This is a genomic window from Halostagnicola alkaliphila (genome assembly GCF_055379965.1).
Genome location: NZ_AP043827.1, coordinates 47,130 through 64,020, shown reverse-complemented (window position 1 = coordinate 64,020; position 16,891 = coordinate 47,130). Strand labels below are relative to the sequence as shown.

The window sequence follows — 16,891 nt, the reverse complement described above, 5'->3', positions numbered from 1 at the left end:
CGAACCCGAGTCAGTCGACGCTCGCCACCAGTTGTCTCGAGCCGCTCCCGCAGGCGATTGCTACACGGTCACCGCGACTACCCGCGCCGAAACGCGTTACTCTTCGTCGCTGTCGGGGTTCGGATCGTAGCCATCACCAACGACCACCCGAAGCCCGCCGCGGTCCGTCCCGAGGCTTACTCGTTCGGAATCGAGTATCTCGCCGTCGAGACTGTACGTGACCGGTGAGTCGTCGAGTGACTCGATCGTCAACGCGCTCGCGCGGAGGCGAACGATGTGTTCGGCGTCGCGGCCGAACATCCCCTCGAGAACCGCGTCGCCGAGAAGGTCGACGGCCGAGGCGTCCTCGACCACCGTCACCTCGAGTAGCCCGTCCTCTGCGTTCCCCTGAGCGGTTCGGGCGCTGGTAAATCGTCTGGCGTTTCCGACGAGGACGAATGCGGCGTCGCCCTCCCAGCTTCGAGTCACCGATTCGTCACGCGGTTCCGCGTTCGGATCCGTACACGGGGTCGTCGATTCGGTCTCCGCGTCAGTTTCGACCCTGAGCGGAAGAGAGTCGAACGACTTGACGTTCTCAATCGTGCGGAACACGTACGCGAGCACACCAAACTGGCGCTTTCCCGAGGATGTCGTCGCGCCGCTCGCCTCGGCGGTAACACCGGCGACGCAGGAGTTGACGAACGCCCGTTCCTCGGCCGTCCCGAGGTCGATCGTCCGGCGACGGTCCCGTCGGATGACGTCGAAGGCGTGGTCGATACCCTCGACGCCGATATTCGTCGCGAAGTTGTTCCCCGTCCCCGCTGGAACGACGGCGACGGTCGTCGTCGAAAGCGCATCGGCCGCGTACAGCCCGTTTACGACCTCGTTTACTGTTCCATCTCCTCCCGCCGCGACAACGAGGTCCGTCTCCGTCGCCGCTTTGCGGGCGATCCGCTTCGCATCGCCCTCGCCCCCGGTCGTCCGTACCCCGAACCCGTGGTCTTCGGCCAGTTCGACGACGGTGTCGACGTGATCCTCGCTCCCGCTGACCGGATTCAAGATCAGGAGCCGTCGTTCGCCCGCATTCACGGTGGTCTCTACGACGGGAAACTACAAAAGGTGTCCCCTACCGTGCGCGTCGAAACGGATATCCGCCCACTTTCCGTTCGAGGATTCATAGTCCTGCTGCCGCTTTTCCGTCGTATGGTGTTCGTTCGGTATCGTATTCTTCACCGTTGACCGCGGTGGCGCTCGAGCACTCGCTACGGTTACCCAGCGTGACGGCAATCGCCGTTGGCAGGCTCTCAGGTTCCACCAGACCCGAACTACCGAATATAAACCGTTTACAATGTGTACACGTTGTAAACTGTGTGCCTGTTCGACTGCTGACCGTGTAGTAACGGAACACGCGTAGAACATCTCCGCTCTGTCGTGTAGCCCCGATTTGGGACGCGATCGAAGGGTTCTATTCCAGAGACTCCGCTAGCTCACCTTCGCTCTGGTTTCTCCTCCGCGTCGGGAGCGGCGCTCGATAGTTCATCGGTGACGACCGATCGGTCGGGTAACTTCGGTGTCGGTGCCCGACCGAGAGTGAGCAGTCGCTCGGCGAGGCTGATCTCGTCACCGTGTGGATTCGGCTTTTCCATTTCCTCGTACTCGACCACCACACCGTCAGTCTCGGCGGTGATACGAACGACACAGAGTTGATAGGATGGATAGAAGACCGGCGGAAGCATCCCGGCAAAAACATCTCGGCGGTGTAATCGTTTTAACCACGTTCCGGTGTTGACGAGCAATCTGCCCTCGAGGTCGGTCACCTTCGGGCGGTGGGTGTGTCCGTAGCAGAAAACCGCCGTTTCAGGCCGTTCGTCGAACACCTCTCGAGCAGCCTCTTTATACGGCTCATCGGGGTCGACGGTGAGTTCCGTCTCGAAAATGCCGAATCGATCGACGGTCTTCGTGACATCGCGGAGAATAAAGTAGATGGGAACGCTTACGAGGAGTATCATACCGGTAACGACTGCGTTGACAACGAGGAGGAAGTGAACCGCTTCGCCGGCCAGCCCCAACTGGTCGAGAACTACATCCGTCCGCTCGACCGGCATCGTCCAAATACCGGCCACGTCCAGTCCGGCCAGTACCGAGATGATTGCGCTGATATTGAATACCAACAGAAACGGGATCACGGCGTACCGCAAGAGCGGATTCATTTCGCGGTACAGGTACTTCGAGACCAGCCAGCGGGGCACCCTCTCGGTCGGCGTGACCGCCTGCACGTCTTTCAACCAGTTGTCCCGTCCTCGGTCGGACAGCTGCCCTGCCCGACTCGTTACGAGCGCGTTGTAGAAGTACCCCAGCGGTGTCTCGTACGGATTCCCGAAATCCTTGAACCGGTTGTTGGGGTCTTGTTGATGCCCGTGCTCGAACCAGATCGTTCGGTTACCCACCGGACGAGTGATCGACTCGGATTGAACCAGGTCGACGTTGTACTCGGCCAACCGGTTTACGTACTCGTCGTACGCTGCAAGTTCGCTGTCGTGATTGCCCGGTAACAACGTGATGGGGACCGATTCTCCTGTCGCGCGTAGCTGTTCGAACAACGCCGGGTAGCGCTCGAGTAGTATTTCGAATTTCGCAGGGCCGTCGACCTGCGTGAACTCCCACAGACCGAACATGTCTCCGTTGATGAGTAACTCCGCGTTCTCGTCGGTCGTCTCGAGTCGCTCGAGAAACTCGAGTAACTCCTCGAGGAAGTCAATCTCGCCCAGTTGCTCGTCGCCACCGATGTGAAGATCACTGATCACATAATAAACCGGGTCGCCAGCAGTGGTACCCATGGAGGGAAACGTTCAACGTCGACACGTATAGAGTTGAGCTCCCCGTCTGCGGTTGGCTCCTCGTGGCAGATCCGGTTTCGGCTACGAACCCGAATTTGCTTAGTTCCCGTTTCAGAGCTGGAAAGCTGAGTAATCGAGATAGGTTTCAGACACCATATCCCCCGCAGGTGCTGTCAGTCACCCTCAACCGTGGTACGATATCACCTTCTACAACTGAATCGTGTCCCTTAAATGGGTGCCGTCGTTTTGGTTTGTTACGAAGCAAAAACCTCTGTGCGAGATAGGCGGGAGACGGTGATCACGCTCGCTGTCTATGAGCGTGTAACTGTATCGAAACCTGCCACGAGGTGAGTAGCGGTCCGGATCCTTTGTGGGTCCGTGACTTGGATTGAATCACGAACCGTGTCCCTTAAGTGGGAGACGGCGCTTTGATACAATCCGAAGAAGCGAACCAATGCACCACCCCGCGCAAGTGCGGGTGGGAAGGGTTAATGCAGGCCCGCTGTCTACGGGCGTGCAGATGATACCGTGTGTACGTGTAGTCCAGGCGTCCACTGGACCCGTTCCCGGGTCACTACTGATCCGAAAGAACGTGGCTACTGTGCCAGCTGGTGGATCGCTCGGCTCAAGAGCTGAAGAAGGACGTGCCAAGCTGCGAAAAGCCTGAGGGAGCCGCACGGAGGCAAAGAACTCAGGATCTCCGAATGGGAATCCCCACCGCAATTGCTTCGCGCAATGGGGAACGTCGAGAATTGAAACATCTTAGTATCGACAGGAAAAGAAAGCAAACCGCGATGTCGTTAGTAACGGCGAGTGAACCCGACACAGTCCAAACCGAAGCCTTCACGGGCAATGTGGTGTTCGGACTGACATTCAGCATCCGAAACTCGATAAGAAATCTCCTGGAACGGAGTACGAAACAGGGTGACAGTCCCGTACGATCGAGAAGTACGATGTGCGTCAGCTCCAGAGTAGCGGGGATTGGATATTCCTCGTGAATGTTGCGGGCATTGACCGCAAAGACTCAATACTCCTTGAGACCGATAGCGAACAAGTAGCGTGAGCGAACGCTGAAAAGCACCCCAAGAAGGGAGGTGTAATAGGGCGTGAAATCAGTTGGCGATAGAACGACAGGGCACACAAGGTCCGACACGAAATGAATCAGATGCGAATCTGTAGTAAGCAGTGTCGGAAGCCGGTGTTCTGTCGTACGTTTTGAAAAACGAACCAGAGAGTGTGTCTGATTGGCGAGTCTAACCTGATCATCAGGGAAGGCATAGGGAAACCGATATGACCGCAGTGCTTTGCACCAGGGTCACCGTGTTCAAGCGCGGGGAGCCACTCGGACACGACCCGAAACCGGACGATCTACGCATGAGCAGGACGAAGCGTGCCGAAAGGCACGTGGAGGTCCGTTAGAGTTGGTGTCCTACAATACCCTCTCGTGACTTATGTGTAGGGGTGAAAGGCCCATCGAGTCCGGAAACAGCTGGTTCCAACCGAAACATGTCGAAGCATGACCTTCACCGAGGTAGTTTGTGGGGTAGAGCGACGGATTGGGAGACCGGCCTCCGAGAGGAGTTCGCCTCCCTGTCCAACTCCGAACCTACGAACGCTGTTGACGTGAGGAGTCCGGTGCGCGGGGTAAGCCTGTGTACCGTGAGGGAGACAACCCAGAGCTGGGTTAAGGTCCCCAAGTGTGGACTAAGTGCGATCGAAAGTGGTGCCGAGCCCTAGACAGCCGGGAGGTGAGCTTAGAAGCAGCTACCCTCTAAGAAAAGCGTAACAGCTTACCGGCCGAGGTTCGGCGCGCTGAAAATGATCGGGGCTCAAGTCCACCACCGAGACCGAGCGACACATTTTACAATGTGATTCCGTAGGTTGGCGTACTGTTCGGATGGAAGCATGGAAGAGATTTCGTGTGGACCGTTCAGTAACGAAAATTCTGGTCATAGTAGCAGCGTTAGTCGGGTGAGAACCCCGACGGCCGAACGAGTAAGGGTTCCTCAGCAATGCTGATCAGCTGAGGGTTAGCCGGTCCTAAGTCTCACCGCAGTTCGAATGAGACAAAAGGGAAATAGGTTAATATTCCTATGCCAGTGTGAATTAGAAGTCGACGCTTTGGAGCCGCCCAGGCCGGGCACTCGCCCGGTGTAACCATCGAAATCCGTGGAAGCCGTAATGGCACGAAGCGGATGAATGGTGGGATGCCGCAAGCTGGGTCAATCTGGAGCCCGTGAAAAGACGATCACACTGTCCGTACCGAGATCCGACACAGGTACTCGTGGCGGCGAAAGCCAAGGTCTGTCGGGATCAACCGACGTTAGGGAATTCGGCAAGTTAGTCCCGTACGTTCGCAATAAGGGATGCCTGCCTCGGAGAGAGGCAGGTCGCAGTGACTCGGGCGCTCCGACTGTCTAGTAACAACATAGGTGACCGCAAATCCGCAAGGACTCGTACGGTCACTGAATCCTGCCCAGTGCGGGTATCTGAACGCTCAGTACAATGAGAAGAAGGACCCGTTAACGGCGGGGGTAACTATGACCCTCTTAAGGTAGCGTAGTACCTTGCCGCTTTAGTAGCGGCTTGCATGAATGGATCAACGAGAGCGCCACTGTCCCAACGTTGGGCCCGGTGAACTGTACATTCCAGTGCGGAGTCTGGAGACCCCCAAGGGGAAGCGAAGACCCTATAGAGCTTTACTGCAGGCTGTCGCTGAGACGTGGTCGTCATTGTGCAGCATAGGTAGGAGCCATTACACAGGTACCCGCGCTAGCGGGCCACCGAGGCAACATTGAAATACTACCCGATGATGACTGCGACTCTCACTCCTGGCGGAGGACACCGGTAGCCGGGCAGTTTGACTGGGGCGGTACGCGCTTGAAAAGATATCGAGCGCGCCCCAAGGTTTCCTCACTCGGGTCGGAGACCCGAGTAAGAGTGCAAGAGCATAAGGAAGCCTGACAGTGTCGAGCACAACAATCGACGCTGACGCGAAAGCGTGGTCTAGCGAACCAATTAGCCTGCTTAATGCGGGCAATTGCTGACAGAAAAGCTACCTTAGGGATAACAGAGTCGTCACCCGCAAGAGCACATATCGACCGGGTGGCTTGCTACCTCGATGTCGGTTCCCTCCATCCTGCCCGTGCAGAAGCGGGCAAGGGTGAGGTTGTTCGCCTATTAAAGGAGGTCGTGAGCTGGGTTTAGACCGTCGTGAGACAGGTCGGCTGCTATCTATTGGGGGTGTTACGGTATCTGACGAGAACGTTCGTATAGTACGAGAGGAACTACGAATGGGTGCCACTGGTGTACCGGTTGTTCGAAAGAGCACGTGCCGGGCAGCCACGCACCACGGGGTAAGAGCTGAACGCATCTAAGCTCGAAACCCACTTGAAAAAGAGATACCAACTGAGATCACTCGTAGAAGACGAGTTCGATAGACTCGGGATGTACTCACCAAGGCAACGAGGTGTTGAGTCCGCGAGCACTAACAGATCGAGCCACCATTCATACGCATTTGGATCATGTACGGACCCGGAAACGGGTCCAGGCGTGAACTGGACTACACGTACACACGGATTAGACACCGTATACCGAGACTGGAGTCACACGCTCAATAGAGCGTGTGTGGCGGTTCGAATCCGTAGCTCGGCGTTACGGCGGCCACAGCGGCGGGGTTCCTCCCGTACCCATCCCGAACACGGAAGATAAGCCCGCCTGCGTTTCGGTGAGTACTGGAGTGGGAGACCCTCTGGGAAATCTGATTCGCCGCCTTCACTCATATACAATCAGTATACCTGAAGCGATCGACATTGGTATGACGGCGGTTCAATTCCGCCGGTCGACATTACAGCGGCCACAGCGGCGGGGTTCCTCCCGTACCCATCCCGAACACGGAAGATAAGCCCGCCTGCGTTTCGGTGAGTACTGGAGTGGGAGACCCTCTGGGAAATCTGATTCGCCGCTCCCTTTCATACTCTATCACACGGAGCGGTTGCTTTGGGCTTTCTTCCTCTCGTTTTTGACACAATATGCTACGCCGTTATTGATTTCCGCTTTTGCTCTCGAGCTCGGTATTACCGATACGGCAATTCGAAAAGTATCGCTGTGTGGATCAAGCGGTATGCGCGGAACTGCTTACTACACGTTAAAGATGGGGGAGTTGCACGGAAGAGCGAAGACTACATCGAAGAACAAACGACGCGGTTGCGAGTTCCGTACCGGAACCAATGCGAACAATGATCTACCACGAAAGCAGACATACACTTATGTCTGATTCGTTTTCGTGGTTGTCACTCGACGCAGACGAGGAGGTCGTCTGGTCCGGCCGCCCCCGTCTGCACGTATTGATTTGGGTCGTCGCTTCCGCACTCGTCGTCCCGGCTTTGTTATTGGTCGTGTGGCCGACGTTGCTGAGTGCGCTTCTCGGCGTGGTCGCTCTGGTTGCTATTATTTCAGTAGGGTATCTCTACGTGACGAATATTGACTACGTCGTCTCGACGAAATACGTCTACTCGAAGTGGGGTGTACTCGGGCGGTCGGTTACGCAGATCGGCCTCCACAACATTCAGGACACAACGCTCAGCCAGGGAATATTCGGGACACACTCCGGCTATGGAACGGTCTCCTTTAGCACCGCCGGCGGAGAAGGATCGGCGCTCGCGTTTTATCTGGTCGATGAGCCGTCGACGGTGAAATCGGCGGTGGATCGACAAGCCTCGACAGCACGCAGGGAGAAGAAAGCCGAAAAAGGACCGTCGAAAGCCGACGGCGTCGACGAATTACTTTCGGAACTTCGTGCGTCACGAAAAGCCGCCCAGCGAATCGATCAGGGACTCGAGCAGGGAGGGAACCAATCGTGAGCGCAACTGAGTACGACTGGCTGTCCCTCGAGTCGGACGAAGACGTGATCTGGTCCGGACAACCGGAACTCCTCGGGTATGCCTGGGTATTCATTACCGGAATTGTCTTGATTCCGCTGTTCGGTGCAGGATTGGTGATTATCGCGTCGACGTACTTCTATGCCAAAAACACCGCATACGTGATTACGACGGATAGCGTGTTCAAGAAAACCGGGATATTTTCTCGAAAGATCACCGATATTGGCCACGAGAACATTCAGGACACCGGATACAATCAGAGTGTTGTCGGACGACAGTATGGATTCGGGACCGTTCAGATCAGCACCGCTGGCGGTAGCGGTGTCGAGATGTCTCTCTCCTACGTCCCGGAGCCGCTGGACGTCCAATCGCACCTTGATCGAGTCGCCACCCGGAGGCCGTCCGCGGACGACACCACCGAACGGACCGGACGGGAAGCGGTCCGAATTGACGGGGAGGCACTCGAGGAACTTATCGAAGAAATGCGGGCGACGCGAGAGGCGCTCGAGGCCATCGAACGGCGACTCGAGGAGCAGTAACGACCCAACGAACAGCTTCTCGACTCGGAGAGTAATGCCTCTATAACATTTCACACCCGACGTGAGGCGGACGATTTTCATTTCGAACGCGTATTTATATATCAACACGAAGTAGTTAGTACTATGACTGGATCTGTCTGTCGGCGGTTCGGTCCCGGACGGCTTCCGTACGCATCGCGTTGTGATATCGGGGCCGGCATCGCCATGGGAGCGACCGCCTTGCTGGCAGTTGTCCTGTGGCTCGTCGGCGTCGTGGTCTTGCACTATTCCGAAACGGCAACGGTAGTACCCACCGACTTTGCCGGGTTCATTCTCGCATCGAGCGTCCTCTTTGTTCCTCTGACCGTTCCGTCAGCGTTCGTCGTCGCCGTGGTGCTGTGGCGGTACTTCCATCCGGGCCCGCCGCAACCGGCCTTCGGTGCGATTATGGGTGCGTGTACGGTCGGTGGCAGCGCGATCGGCGGAGGATTCGGGTTCGGTCTGGCCATCGGCCTCGGATACGTTCGCGGCGGGTTGATGGGTCTGTTCGAAGCCATCGCCTTCAGCCTCGGTCTGTCGGTTCCATCGGCAGTCATCGCCATTTCGATTTCGGGGTGGCTGCTCCTGCCGCTCGGTACCTTCGGCGGTTGGTACCACGAGCGGGCGAAACTGATCGAGCGCTGACTTGCTAACCTTCCAGGTCCCCCCGTTATTTCCGGAGACGCCGAACCAGCTACGGCTTTCAGGAGACCGATTCGGCGACTGTCTCAGTCCGCCGTGAGCGCACAGGTTCCGTCGGTGACATTCTCGGACGACGTAACCTCGAGATTGCCGTCCAAAACCTCCCGCGCGGACAGCCACATCCGGGTACCGCCATTAACTCGCTCGAGCGATTACCATTAGTATGCCACGTGAGGACATCGCCCAGTTCACGGTCGAGTCGGTACAGGTGCTCTCCGAGGACGAGGAAGTCGACGAGTCGCTCGTTCCCGATCTGACCGACGACGAACTCCTTGAGTTGTACGAGCAGATGAAGCGGTCTCGCCGGCTCGACGAGCGAGCCATCGCGTTACAGCGCCGCGGGGAACTCGGTACCTACGCTCCGGCGATCGGTCAGGAGGCCGCGCAGGTCGGTAGCGCGTTCGCCATGGCGGAGGGTGACTGGATCGTCCCCTCGTTCCGCGAGCAACCCGCATTGCTCGTTCGCGGAACGGCTCCCCACAAGATCCTCGAGTACGCGATGGGGATGGAGGAGGGTGCGGAGGTTCCGGGCGGGGAGGGCGCGCTTCCACCAGCGATCCCCGTCGGAACGCAGCCGCTACACGCCGTCGGTGTCGGTTGGGGCGAGGCGCTCCAGGGTCGCTCGACCGTCGCGGTAACGTACTTCGGCGACGGGGCGACCAGCGAAGGGGACGTTTACGAGGCGCTCAATTTCGCGGGGGTGTTCGACGCCCAGACGGTCTTCGTCTGTCAGAACAACCGATACGCTATCTCCACGCGGCTCGAACACCAAACTGCGGCGGAGACCCTCGCCCAGAAGGCCGTCGGGGCCGGTATCGAAGGAATTCGCGTCGACGGTAACGACGTCCTCGGCGTCTACCGCGTCGCGAAGGAAGCCATCGAGAAAGCCCGCAGCGGCGATCCCGTGCTGGTCGAGGCGCTCACTTACCGTCGATCGATGCACACGACCTCCGACGACCCGTCGGTCTACCGCGAGTCCGAGGAGGAAGACGAGTGGGAGGCTCGAGATCCGATCGTCCGATTTCAGGTGTATCTTCGGAATCGCGGGATCCTCGACGACGAAACTGCGGCCGCCGTCGACGACCGGATCGATTCCGAGCTTGCCGACGCGATCGATCGGGCGAAAGCGGAACGCGCAGAGATCGACCCGGCGGATATGTTCAGGCACGTCTACGACGAGCTGACGCCCGAACTCGAGTCCCAGCTCGAGGCGTTCGGAGGCGACGCAGATGACTGAACGGCTGCGGATGATCGAGGCGGTCCGGGAGACGTTGCGCGTGGAGCTAGCTCGCGACGATGGCGTCGTCGTCTACGGCGAAGACGTGGGCCGTGCGGGCGGCGTATTTCGTGCGACGGAGGGGCTGATCGAGGAGTATCCGAAACGGGTGTTCGACGCCCCGGTCGCGGAAGCGGGTATCGTCGGCGTCGGCGTCGGTCTCGCCGCAACGGGGTTGCGTCCGGTTCCGGAGATCCAGTTTCAGAGCTTCCTCTACCAGGGGTTTCACCAACTCGCACAACACGTCGCGCGGATTCGCTCACGTACGCGCGGTACGATCACCTGCCCGATGACGATCCGGGTTCCCTACGGCGGCGGCATTCACGCTCTGGAACTGCACTCCGAGAGCTTCGAGGCTGGTTTCTCTCACGTTCCGGGTCTGAAGGTCGTCTTTCCGTCGTCGCCGGCCGAGACGAAAGGCCTGCTCACCGCGGCGATCCACGATCCGGACCCGGTGATCTTCATGGAACCGACGCGGCTGTACCGATCGTTTCGCGAGGAAGTGCCCGACGACCACGAGATTCCGCTCGGCGAGGCTCGAGTTGTCGAAACCGGCGCGGACGCCACGGTCGTCGCGTGGGGCTCGATGCTCCGCGAGACGCTCGAGGCCGTCGAGACCATCGACGCGAGTGTCGAGGTGATCGATCCGCGGACGCTTTCTCCGCTCGACACCGACGCTATCGTGGACTCCGTCAAAAAGACCGGCAGATGCGTCGTCGTTCACGAAGCGCCGCGAACCGGCGGACTTGCCGGCGAGATCATCGCACGGCTCAACGAGGAGGCGTTTTTCTACCTCGAGGCCCCGCTCGAGCGGGTGACGGGCTACGACGTTCCCGTCCCGTTGTTCGCTCGCGAGGACGAGTATCTGCCCGACGACGAACGCATCGCGGCGGGAATTGAACGCGTGCTCGAGCGCTAGCGGGGTTCGCCGGAGATCACAGAACGGATTCCGGATCGAAGTTGCACAAACAGGCGAGATGCTTATTCAGGCGCGGAGTGGGAATTGCAGTGATGAGCGACTCCGAACAGCAACTTGATGGCGTAACCGTCGGTATCTACCTCGCAGAGGAGGGTACCGAGGAAATCGAGTTTACCGAGCCCAAACAGGCGGTCTCCGACGCCGGAGCGACTGTCGATGTCCTGGGAACCGAAACCGGCGAGGCCGAGACAGTCAACAACGACCTCGAGTCGAGCGACTCTTACGAAGTCGAACGGATCTTTTCGGACGTCTCCGCGGACGAGTACGACGCGCTGATCGTTCCGGGTGGCACCGTCGGAGCGGACACGCTTCGGATGGACGACGACGCGGTTGAGCTCCTTCGAGAACATTCGGCCGACGGCAAGCCCATGGGCGTGATCTGTCACGGCCCCTGGACGCTGGTCGAGGCGGACGTCGTCGAGGGTCGAACGCTGACCTCGTACCCGAGCCTCCAGACCGATATCAGAAACGCAGGTGGCGAGTGGGTCGACGAGGAAGTCGTCACCGACGGCGGGCTCGTCACGAGTCGAAAACCCGACGATCTGTCCGCGTTCTGTGAAACCATCGTCGAGGAGTTCACAACGGCCATATCGTAACTCACAAAGCGCCACAAGGCACCGAAGGCGAACTTAGGGGCTGTACTCCGGCGACTGGGCTTCGACCGTGTCGGCGACGTTCCCGAGTTGTTCGCCGATCGTTGCGACGAGATCGTCGAGGGTGACGATCCCGGCGAGTGCACCGTCTTCGTCGACGACCGGAAACCGTCGTACGTTGTGTTCGTCGATCGCCCGCGAAATCTCGATCGCCTCTTCGTCCGCCCGTATCGTCGCCGGGTCTTCCGTCATGATGTCTTCGATCGATACCGAGGCCACGTCGTCGTGTTGATGAATCGCGAGCGCGGCGTCCCGATCGGTAACGATCCCGACCGGCGATTCGTCTTCGGTGACGACGATCGCGCCGATATTCTCCGATGCGAACGTTTCCGTGACGGACCCGAGTTCCGTCTCCCGATCCGTCGTTACCACGTCGTCCGGTCCGAGTTCGTTGACTGGCATGGCTCGGGTCGATCGACCACCGACTCCGTCATCAAGGTGTACCCTTAATTTGAACCGTCGAGCGGGCCCTAGATGGCAGGCCACAGCTTTAGGGACGGACCCGCTGGTAACACGGTATATATGCGTTCGACTTCTCACCGTCCACGAAACCGCTCGTCCGCCACTCACTGCAAGAGCCCGCTCGCACCCACACTCTCGCGGTGCGACACCGCACTCGCGGCGCCGAGACGCCGGCTCGAGATCACCGCGTCGAAGGGGTCACGATGAGTCACCACTTTCATCCCGGCGACGCGGATCCCCTCGGCGTCCGCGGCGTCATCCCACCGACTGTCACCGCGTTCGACGAGAACGAGGAACTCGATCCGGAAGCGACGGCAACGCACGCCAAGTTCGTCGTCGACGAGGGCTGTCACGGCGTTTTTCCGCTCGGGACGAACGGCGAGTTTCCGCTCCTGACGGCCGACGAATGCGCCCGGGTCATCGAGACCGTCGTCGCGGAAGTCGGCGACGATGTCCCCGTCCTCGCCGGCGTCGGGGCGCCGAGTACGTACGAAACGGTTCGGAATGCGACCCGCGCAGAATCCCTCGGTGCCGACGGACTCATCGTCGTGACGCCTTACTATTATCCCGTCGAGGACGAGGGTCTTCTCGAGCACTATCGAGCCGTCGCCGATGCGACCGATCGTCCGATCTACATTTACAACATCCCTCGTCGGACCGGGAACGAACCCTCGCTCGAGACGCTTTCGGCGCTCCTGGAGATCGACTCGGTCGTCGGCTGTAAGGACTCGAGCGGCGACCTCGCCTGGCTCGGACAGGCGATCGAGCAGAACCGGGAGCAAACGTTTGTCGCCGGATCGGACGCATTGCTGTTCCCGAGTCTCCAACTCGGCTGTTCGGGACTGGTCAGTGCCGTCGCGAACGTGTTTCCGGGGATCGTCGTCGACCTCTACGAAGCGGCCCTCAAGGACGACTTCGAGCGCGTTCGCACGCTACAGGCTCACGTGTACGAACTCCGGGACGCGATCAAACAGGGGCCGACCCTCTCGGGCGTGAAAGCGGGGCTCGACCTTCGCGGCTTCGACGTGGGACCGGTTCGGAGCCCGCTTCGTGGATTCGGCCCGAACGAGGTGGAGACCCTCGAGGCGACGCTGATCGATCTCACCGAAACGGATGAGCTGAGGCTTCAGGCCGCTCGAGAGTGAGCGTCAGCGGGAGAGTCTGCTTTCGTTCGCCGCCGATCGAAAGCGCGGACTGACTCCCGTGCTGGTCGATACCATACCCAGGAAACGATTATGTAGGTGCGCCAACACAGTCCGTATAGTCGGTCACGTTTCGGTTTCGACGTGAAGTCGACATCGTCGAGGACGTGACCATAGACCCATATGATCCCACACGCGACCAATACGGCTCCACTCGTCGTACATATTCGACCGACGAGTGGAGGCTATGGACCGGGGCTTGCGATCGGTCTCGGACCGAACGGTCGTGGGTGGATCGGAATGGCGCCGGTGCCGAACGCATCCGGCGACCCGTCCATCCGCGCCGCGTAGGCTCGATTTCTGGCCGGATGGATGTCGTCACTCGCAGGGGATTCTCACTCTCTCACGGTGAACGCGGTTCTGGATCCCGGTGCTCTCGTGGCTCGTTCGTCCGGCCAGTCCGGCTACGCGGGGCTTTCCCCCGTAGTGTACGCCGAAGAAGGCGACTCTCTCCGGCACTGGTCAACACGCGGGTCCGCTCGAGCGCCGAGTTCGATTCTCGGCGGGGGAGTATGGAACGCACTATCCACGTTTACATGGTGGAACTGGTCGTTCGAGTTCCGATCAACGCATCCGGGAGTCTCGTCGACGGCGCGAGTGGAGTCCTCGAGCGCGTCGAGTCAGTCGAAGCCGTCGACGATCCCCAGTTCCGTGGCATCGAACCGGGTTTGAACGACACGACCGTCGATCTGGAAGCGCGACTCGAGCTGTCGGTCGGCGAGCGAGGCGAAGACACCGCGCTGGCGAGACGGCAACTCGAGACCGGCGTCGGCGTTCTGGCGGTCGAACGCATCGAAGCGCTCGAGACAGATTCGGAGACCGGCGTCACGGTCTGTGAGAACTCGACCGGGGAGACGGTCGGGTGATGGGAGTCCGCCGGCGAACCGTCCGGTGGTGAGAAATCCGCCGACGAACGGCTTGCCGGTGAAAAGTCGCCGGTGAACGGTCGGGAGTGCGAAGTCCGGCGGCGATCGATCGGCTATCGAGAATCAGATCGAAACCCGGTCGATCAGTTACTCCTCGATATCGACGTTCTGCTCGCGAACCGTCATCCCCTTTCGTCCGAGGTGCTGGAGTTGCTTCCGGGCGAAATCCTCCTCTCGAGTCCCCCTCGTCGCCAACACGTAGACGAGCGCGCCACCAGCGGGACGCATCGTTCGACCCGCGCGCTGGGTTCCCTGCCGTCGGGAGCCGCCGAGCCCGGAGGCGATGATCGCGAGGTCGGCAGTCGGGAGGTCGATGCCCTCGTCGCCGACGCGAGAGACGACGAGCAACTCGCGTTCGTTCCGACGGAACTCCGCTAAGAGCTGTCGGCGTTCGTGGTGGGGCGTTTCTCCGCTCAGGAACGGGACGCCAACCGCGTCGGCGATCGCTCTCCCTTGCTCTAAGTAATCCACGAAGACCAGCGCCTTCGAATCAGGGTGGGCCGAGAGCAAGTACCGAACGTCGTCGATCTTCCCTCGATTTCGCGCCGCGATGCGGTACTTCTCCTGACCGTCGGCCGAGCCGTAGGCGTTTTGTTGCTCGTCGTCGCCCCACGGAACGTACCGAATCTCGAGTTCCGGTTCGGCGACGAAGCCGTCCTCGAACAGCGCCTCCCAGTCGGTGCCGATCGGCGGCCCGACGAGGGTGAAGATCTCGGTCTGGCGGTCGTCTTCCCGGATCGGACTCGCGGAGAGACCGAGACGGTGACGCGATTGGAGGTGGGTACTCCGCCGGTAGACGTCGCTGGGAACGTGCTGGCACTCGTCGAAGACGACGAGTCCCCACTCGCGGTCGTCGAACAGCGAGCGGTGTCTGTCCATCCCGGCGATCTGGTAGGTCGCGATCGTCACCGGGCGGACGTTCTTCTGGCCGCCGTGGTACTGGCCGACCTGGTCGGGCTCGAGGGAGGTTTGTTCGAGCAGTTCCTCGTTCCACTGTCTCGCGAGGTCCCGACTGGGGACGAGCACGAGCGTCTCGCCGCCGACGTGGGCCATTGCCCCCATCGCTGCGACCGTCTTCCCGCTCCCCGGCGGGCCGACGAAGACCCCTTCGCCGGTCTCCGCGAACCGATCGACCCACGTCCGCTGGTAGTCTCGCAGCTGAACCTGCAGTTCGATCGGGAGCTCCTCGCCGCTCGCGAGTTCTCGCTGGTCCTGGACCGGATACCCCGCCTCGTAGAGCACCCGTTTGATCGCGGCCTCCGCACCCTCCCTGACCCAGTCTTCGGTATCGGAGATCGGCGCGTGGACGTGTTCCTCGTCGAGCTTCTGCCGGGCGACGTTGCCCATGATTTCCGCGCTTTGGGCCTCGAGGACGGTATACCCATCGTCGTGAGTTGTGAGTCGGAACTGTCGAGCGCGGTCCCACTGGCTTTCGACCCAGTCCTCGAGGGCCGCGGAGCGTTGGCCGAGCGCTTGGCGCATCGTTCGCGCGAGGTCCTCGAAGGAATCGTGGGGCGCTTGCCAGATGTCCTCCGGGCGGACCTCGTACCGGTACCCGTTCTCACCGTTCGTATCGGCGAGGTGGGCGAACTGCGAGAGCTGTGCTCGAGTAAACTGGTCCGGCCGGTCGACGACGATCTCCCGGCGCTTCGGAAAGACGACGACCCGTTCCCTATCGGTCAGATCCTCGAGTTCGCTGGGATACCAGACGACGGGATCCGTCGAGACCGAAAGCGATTCGATCTCGCCGGCGTCCTCGAGTTCCTCGAGCCGTTCGGAGACGGCCTCGTGAGATTGATCTAACGCGCGGGCGACGCCGCCGGCGGTGAGCACCGGCCGCCCTTCGTTCTGACAGGCGTCGTGGAACTCGGCGAGCGTGAGCGGCTGGTGATCGTCGTCGTTCGAACCGCCGCCGCTCGGTTCGGATGCCGCGTTGGCGTCGTCGGGTTCGGCTCTCGTTTCGCCGCTCCGTTCCGACTCCTCCGCTCGACTCGAGTCGACTTCGTCGCTAGCTGTTTTCGTCGACTCGTCGGAATCGGTACGGCCCGAAGAACGGCGTGTGGAGGAATAGTCGTCGGTCACTGGCGAGTGCTAATGGCGGTACGACTAAACCCATTTCGCTCGCCTCCGATGGACTGTTTTTACTTCTTATCGATCATGGTTAGAGAGGCTAAGACATGACGATTGTGGACTAGCTTCTCAGCCCTTCAGATATTCCACATTAGTCGTAATGTAAATTAGTTTAATTTGTATCGCTGCCTTCCTCGGAATTATAGTGTTATACCAATTCTGGTATTCCCCTCTGTCTGTATATATTTTTCTATCCTCTCGCTATAAAATATTAGGCGAGAATTGCTCACTATCTATTATAATTCACTACTCGGGAATAAGATTGTGATAATTGATATGTATTAGCATTAATTACTACACCGACTTGG

General features: G+C 59.7%; 12 protein-coding genes and 3 rRNA genes. 11 read left to right on the top strand and 4 right to left on the bottom strand.

The window, feature by feature from the left end; all coding sequences use genetic code 11:
• Positions 1-96 precede the first annotated feature (96 nt).
• Both ACZ5C7_RS22335 and ACZ5C7_RS22330 read right to left on the bottom strand, forming a co-directional pair.
• The gene (locus ACZ5C7_RS22335) at positions 97-1,068 is read right to left on the bottom strand and encodes a diacylglycerol/lipid kinase family protein (protein WP_464378712.1); all 972 of its coding nucleotides are present in this window, start codon (positions 1,066-1,068) and stop codon (positions 97-99) included.
• Positions 1,069-1,466: 398 nt separating this feature from the next.
• Positions 1,467-2,816 (bottom strand): metallophosphoesterase, encoded by a 1,350-nt coding sequence (locus tag ACZ5C7_RS22330; RefSeq protein ID WP_464378711.1) that lies wholly within the window; start codon positions 2,814-2,816, stop codon positions 1,467-1,469.
• A 587-nt stretch (positions 2,817-3,403) separates the two neighbouring features.
• Here ACZ5C7_RS22330 and ACZ5C7_RS22325 point away from each other — a divergent pair.
• From ACZ5C7_RS22325 to ACZ5C7_RS22285, 9 genes are all read left to right on the top strand, one after another.
• A 23S ribosomal RNA gene (locus ACZ5C7_RS22325) occupies positions 3,404-6,325 on the top strand.
• Between the two features lie 146 nt (positions 6,326-6,471).
• Positions 6,472-6,593, top strand: a 5S ribosomal RNA gene (gene rrf / locus ACZ5C7_RS22320).
• Positions 6,594-6,664: 71 nt separating this feature from the next.
• A 5S ribosomal RNA gene (gene rrf / locus ACZ5C7_RS22315) occupies positions 6,665-6,786 on the top strand.
• Positions 6,787-7,084: 298 nt separating this feature from the next.
• Positions 7,085-7,678, top strand: a complete 594-nt coding sequence (locus tag ACZ5C7_RS22310; RefSeq protein ID WP_464378710.1) for a PH domain-containing protein — start codon at positions 7,085-7,087, stop codon at positions 7,676-7,678.
• Positions 7,675-8,235, top strand: coding sequence for a PH domain-containing protein (locus tag ACZ5C7_RS22305; RefSeq protein ID WP_464378709.1), 561 nt, complete (start codon positions 7,675-7,677; stop codon positions 8,233-8,235). Before ACZ5C7_RS22310 ends, ACZ5C7_RS22305 begins: the two co-directional genes overlap by 4 nt.
• A gap of 123 nt (positions 8,236-8,358) precedes the next feature.
• Positions 8,359-8,898, top strand: a complete 540-nt coding sequence (locus ACZ5C7_RS22300; RefSeq protein ID WP_464378708.1) for a hypothetical protein — start codon at positions 8,359-8,361, stop codon at positions 8,896-8,898.
• 220 nt (positions 8,899-9,118) lie between these two features.
• The gene (gene pdhA / locus ACZ5C7_RS22295) at positions 9,119-10,192 is read left to right on the top strand and encodes a pyruvate dehydrogenase (acetyl-transferring) E1 component subunit alpha (RefSeq protein ID WP_464378707.1); all 1,074 of its coding nucleotides are present in this window, start codon (positions 9,119-9,121) and stop codon (positions 10,190-10,192) included.
• The gene (locus tag ACZ5C7_RS22290) at positions 10,185-11,150 is read left to right on the top strand and encodes an alpha-ketoacid dehydrogenase subunit beta (protein WP_464378706.1); all 966 of its coding nucleotides are present in this window, start codon (positions 10,185-10,187) and stop codon (positions 11,148-11,150) included. The genes pdhA and ACZ5C7_RS22290 overlap by 8 nt, the downstream gene beginning before the upstream one ends.
• A 92-nt stretch (positions 11,151-11,242) precedes the next feature.
• Entirely contained in the window at positions 11,243-11,806 is a 564-nt protein-coding gene (locus ACZ5C7_RS22285) for a type 1 glutamine amidotransferase domain-containing protein (protein WP_464378705.1), read from the top strand.
• A gap of 33 nt (positions 11,807-11,839) precedes the next feature.
• Here the strand turns inward: ACZ5C7_RS22285 and ACZ5C7_RS22280 are convergent, their stop codons facing one another.
• Positions 11,840-12,265: a CBS domain-containing protein gene (locus ACZ5C7_RS22280; protein WP_464378704.1), complete on the bottom strand. Its 426-nt coding sequence runs from the start codon at positions 12,263-12,265 to the stop codon at positions 11,840-11,842.
• Positions 12,266-12,528: 263 nt separating this feature from the next.
• On the opposite strand from ACZ5C7_RS22280, the gene ACZ5C7_RS22275 reads away from it, so the two are divergent.
• Positions 12,529-13,470 (top strand): dihydrodipicolinate synthase family protein, encoded by a 942-nt coding sequence (locus ACZ5C7_RS22275; RefSeq protein WP_464378703.1) that lies wholly within the window; start codon positions 12,529-12,531, stop codon positions 13,468-13,470.
• Between the two features lie 569 nt (positions 13,471-14,039).
• A complete protein-coding gene (locus ACZ5C7_RS22270) occupies positions 14,040-14,393 on the top strand; it encodes a hypothetical protein (RefSeq protein WP_464378702.1) in 354 nt (117 codons plus the stop codon).
• 147 nt (positions 14,394-14,540) lie between these two features.
• Here ACZ5C7_RS22270 and ACZ5C7_RS22265 read toward each other — a convergent pair whose 3' ends face one another.
• A complete protein-coding gene (locus ACZ5C7_RS22265) occupies positions 14,541-16,535 on the bottom strand; it encodes a DEAD/DEAH box helicase (protein WP_464378701.1) in 1,995 nt (664 codons plus the stop codon).
• Positions 16,536-16,891 lie beyond the last annotated feature (356 nt).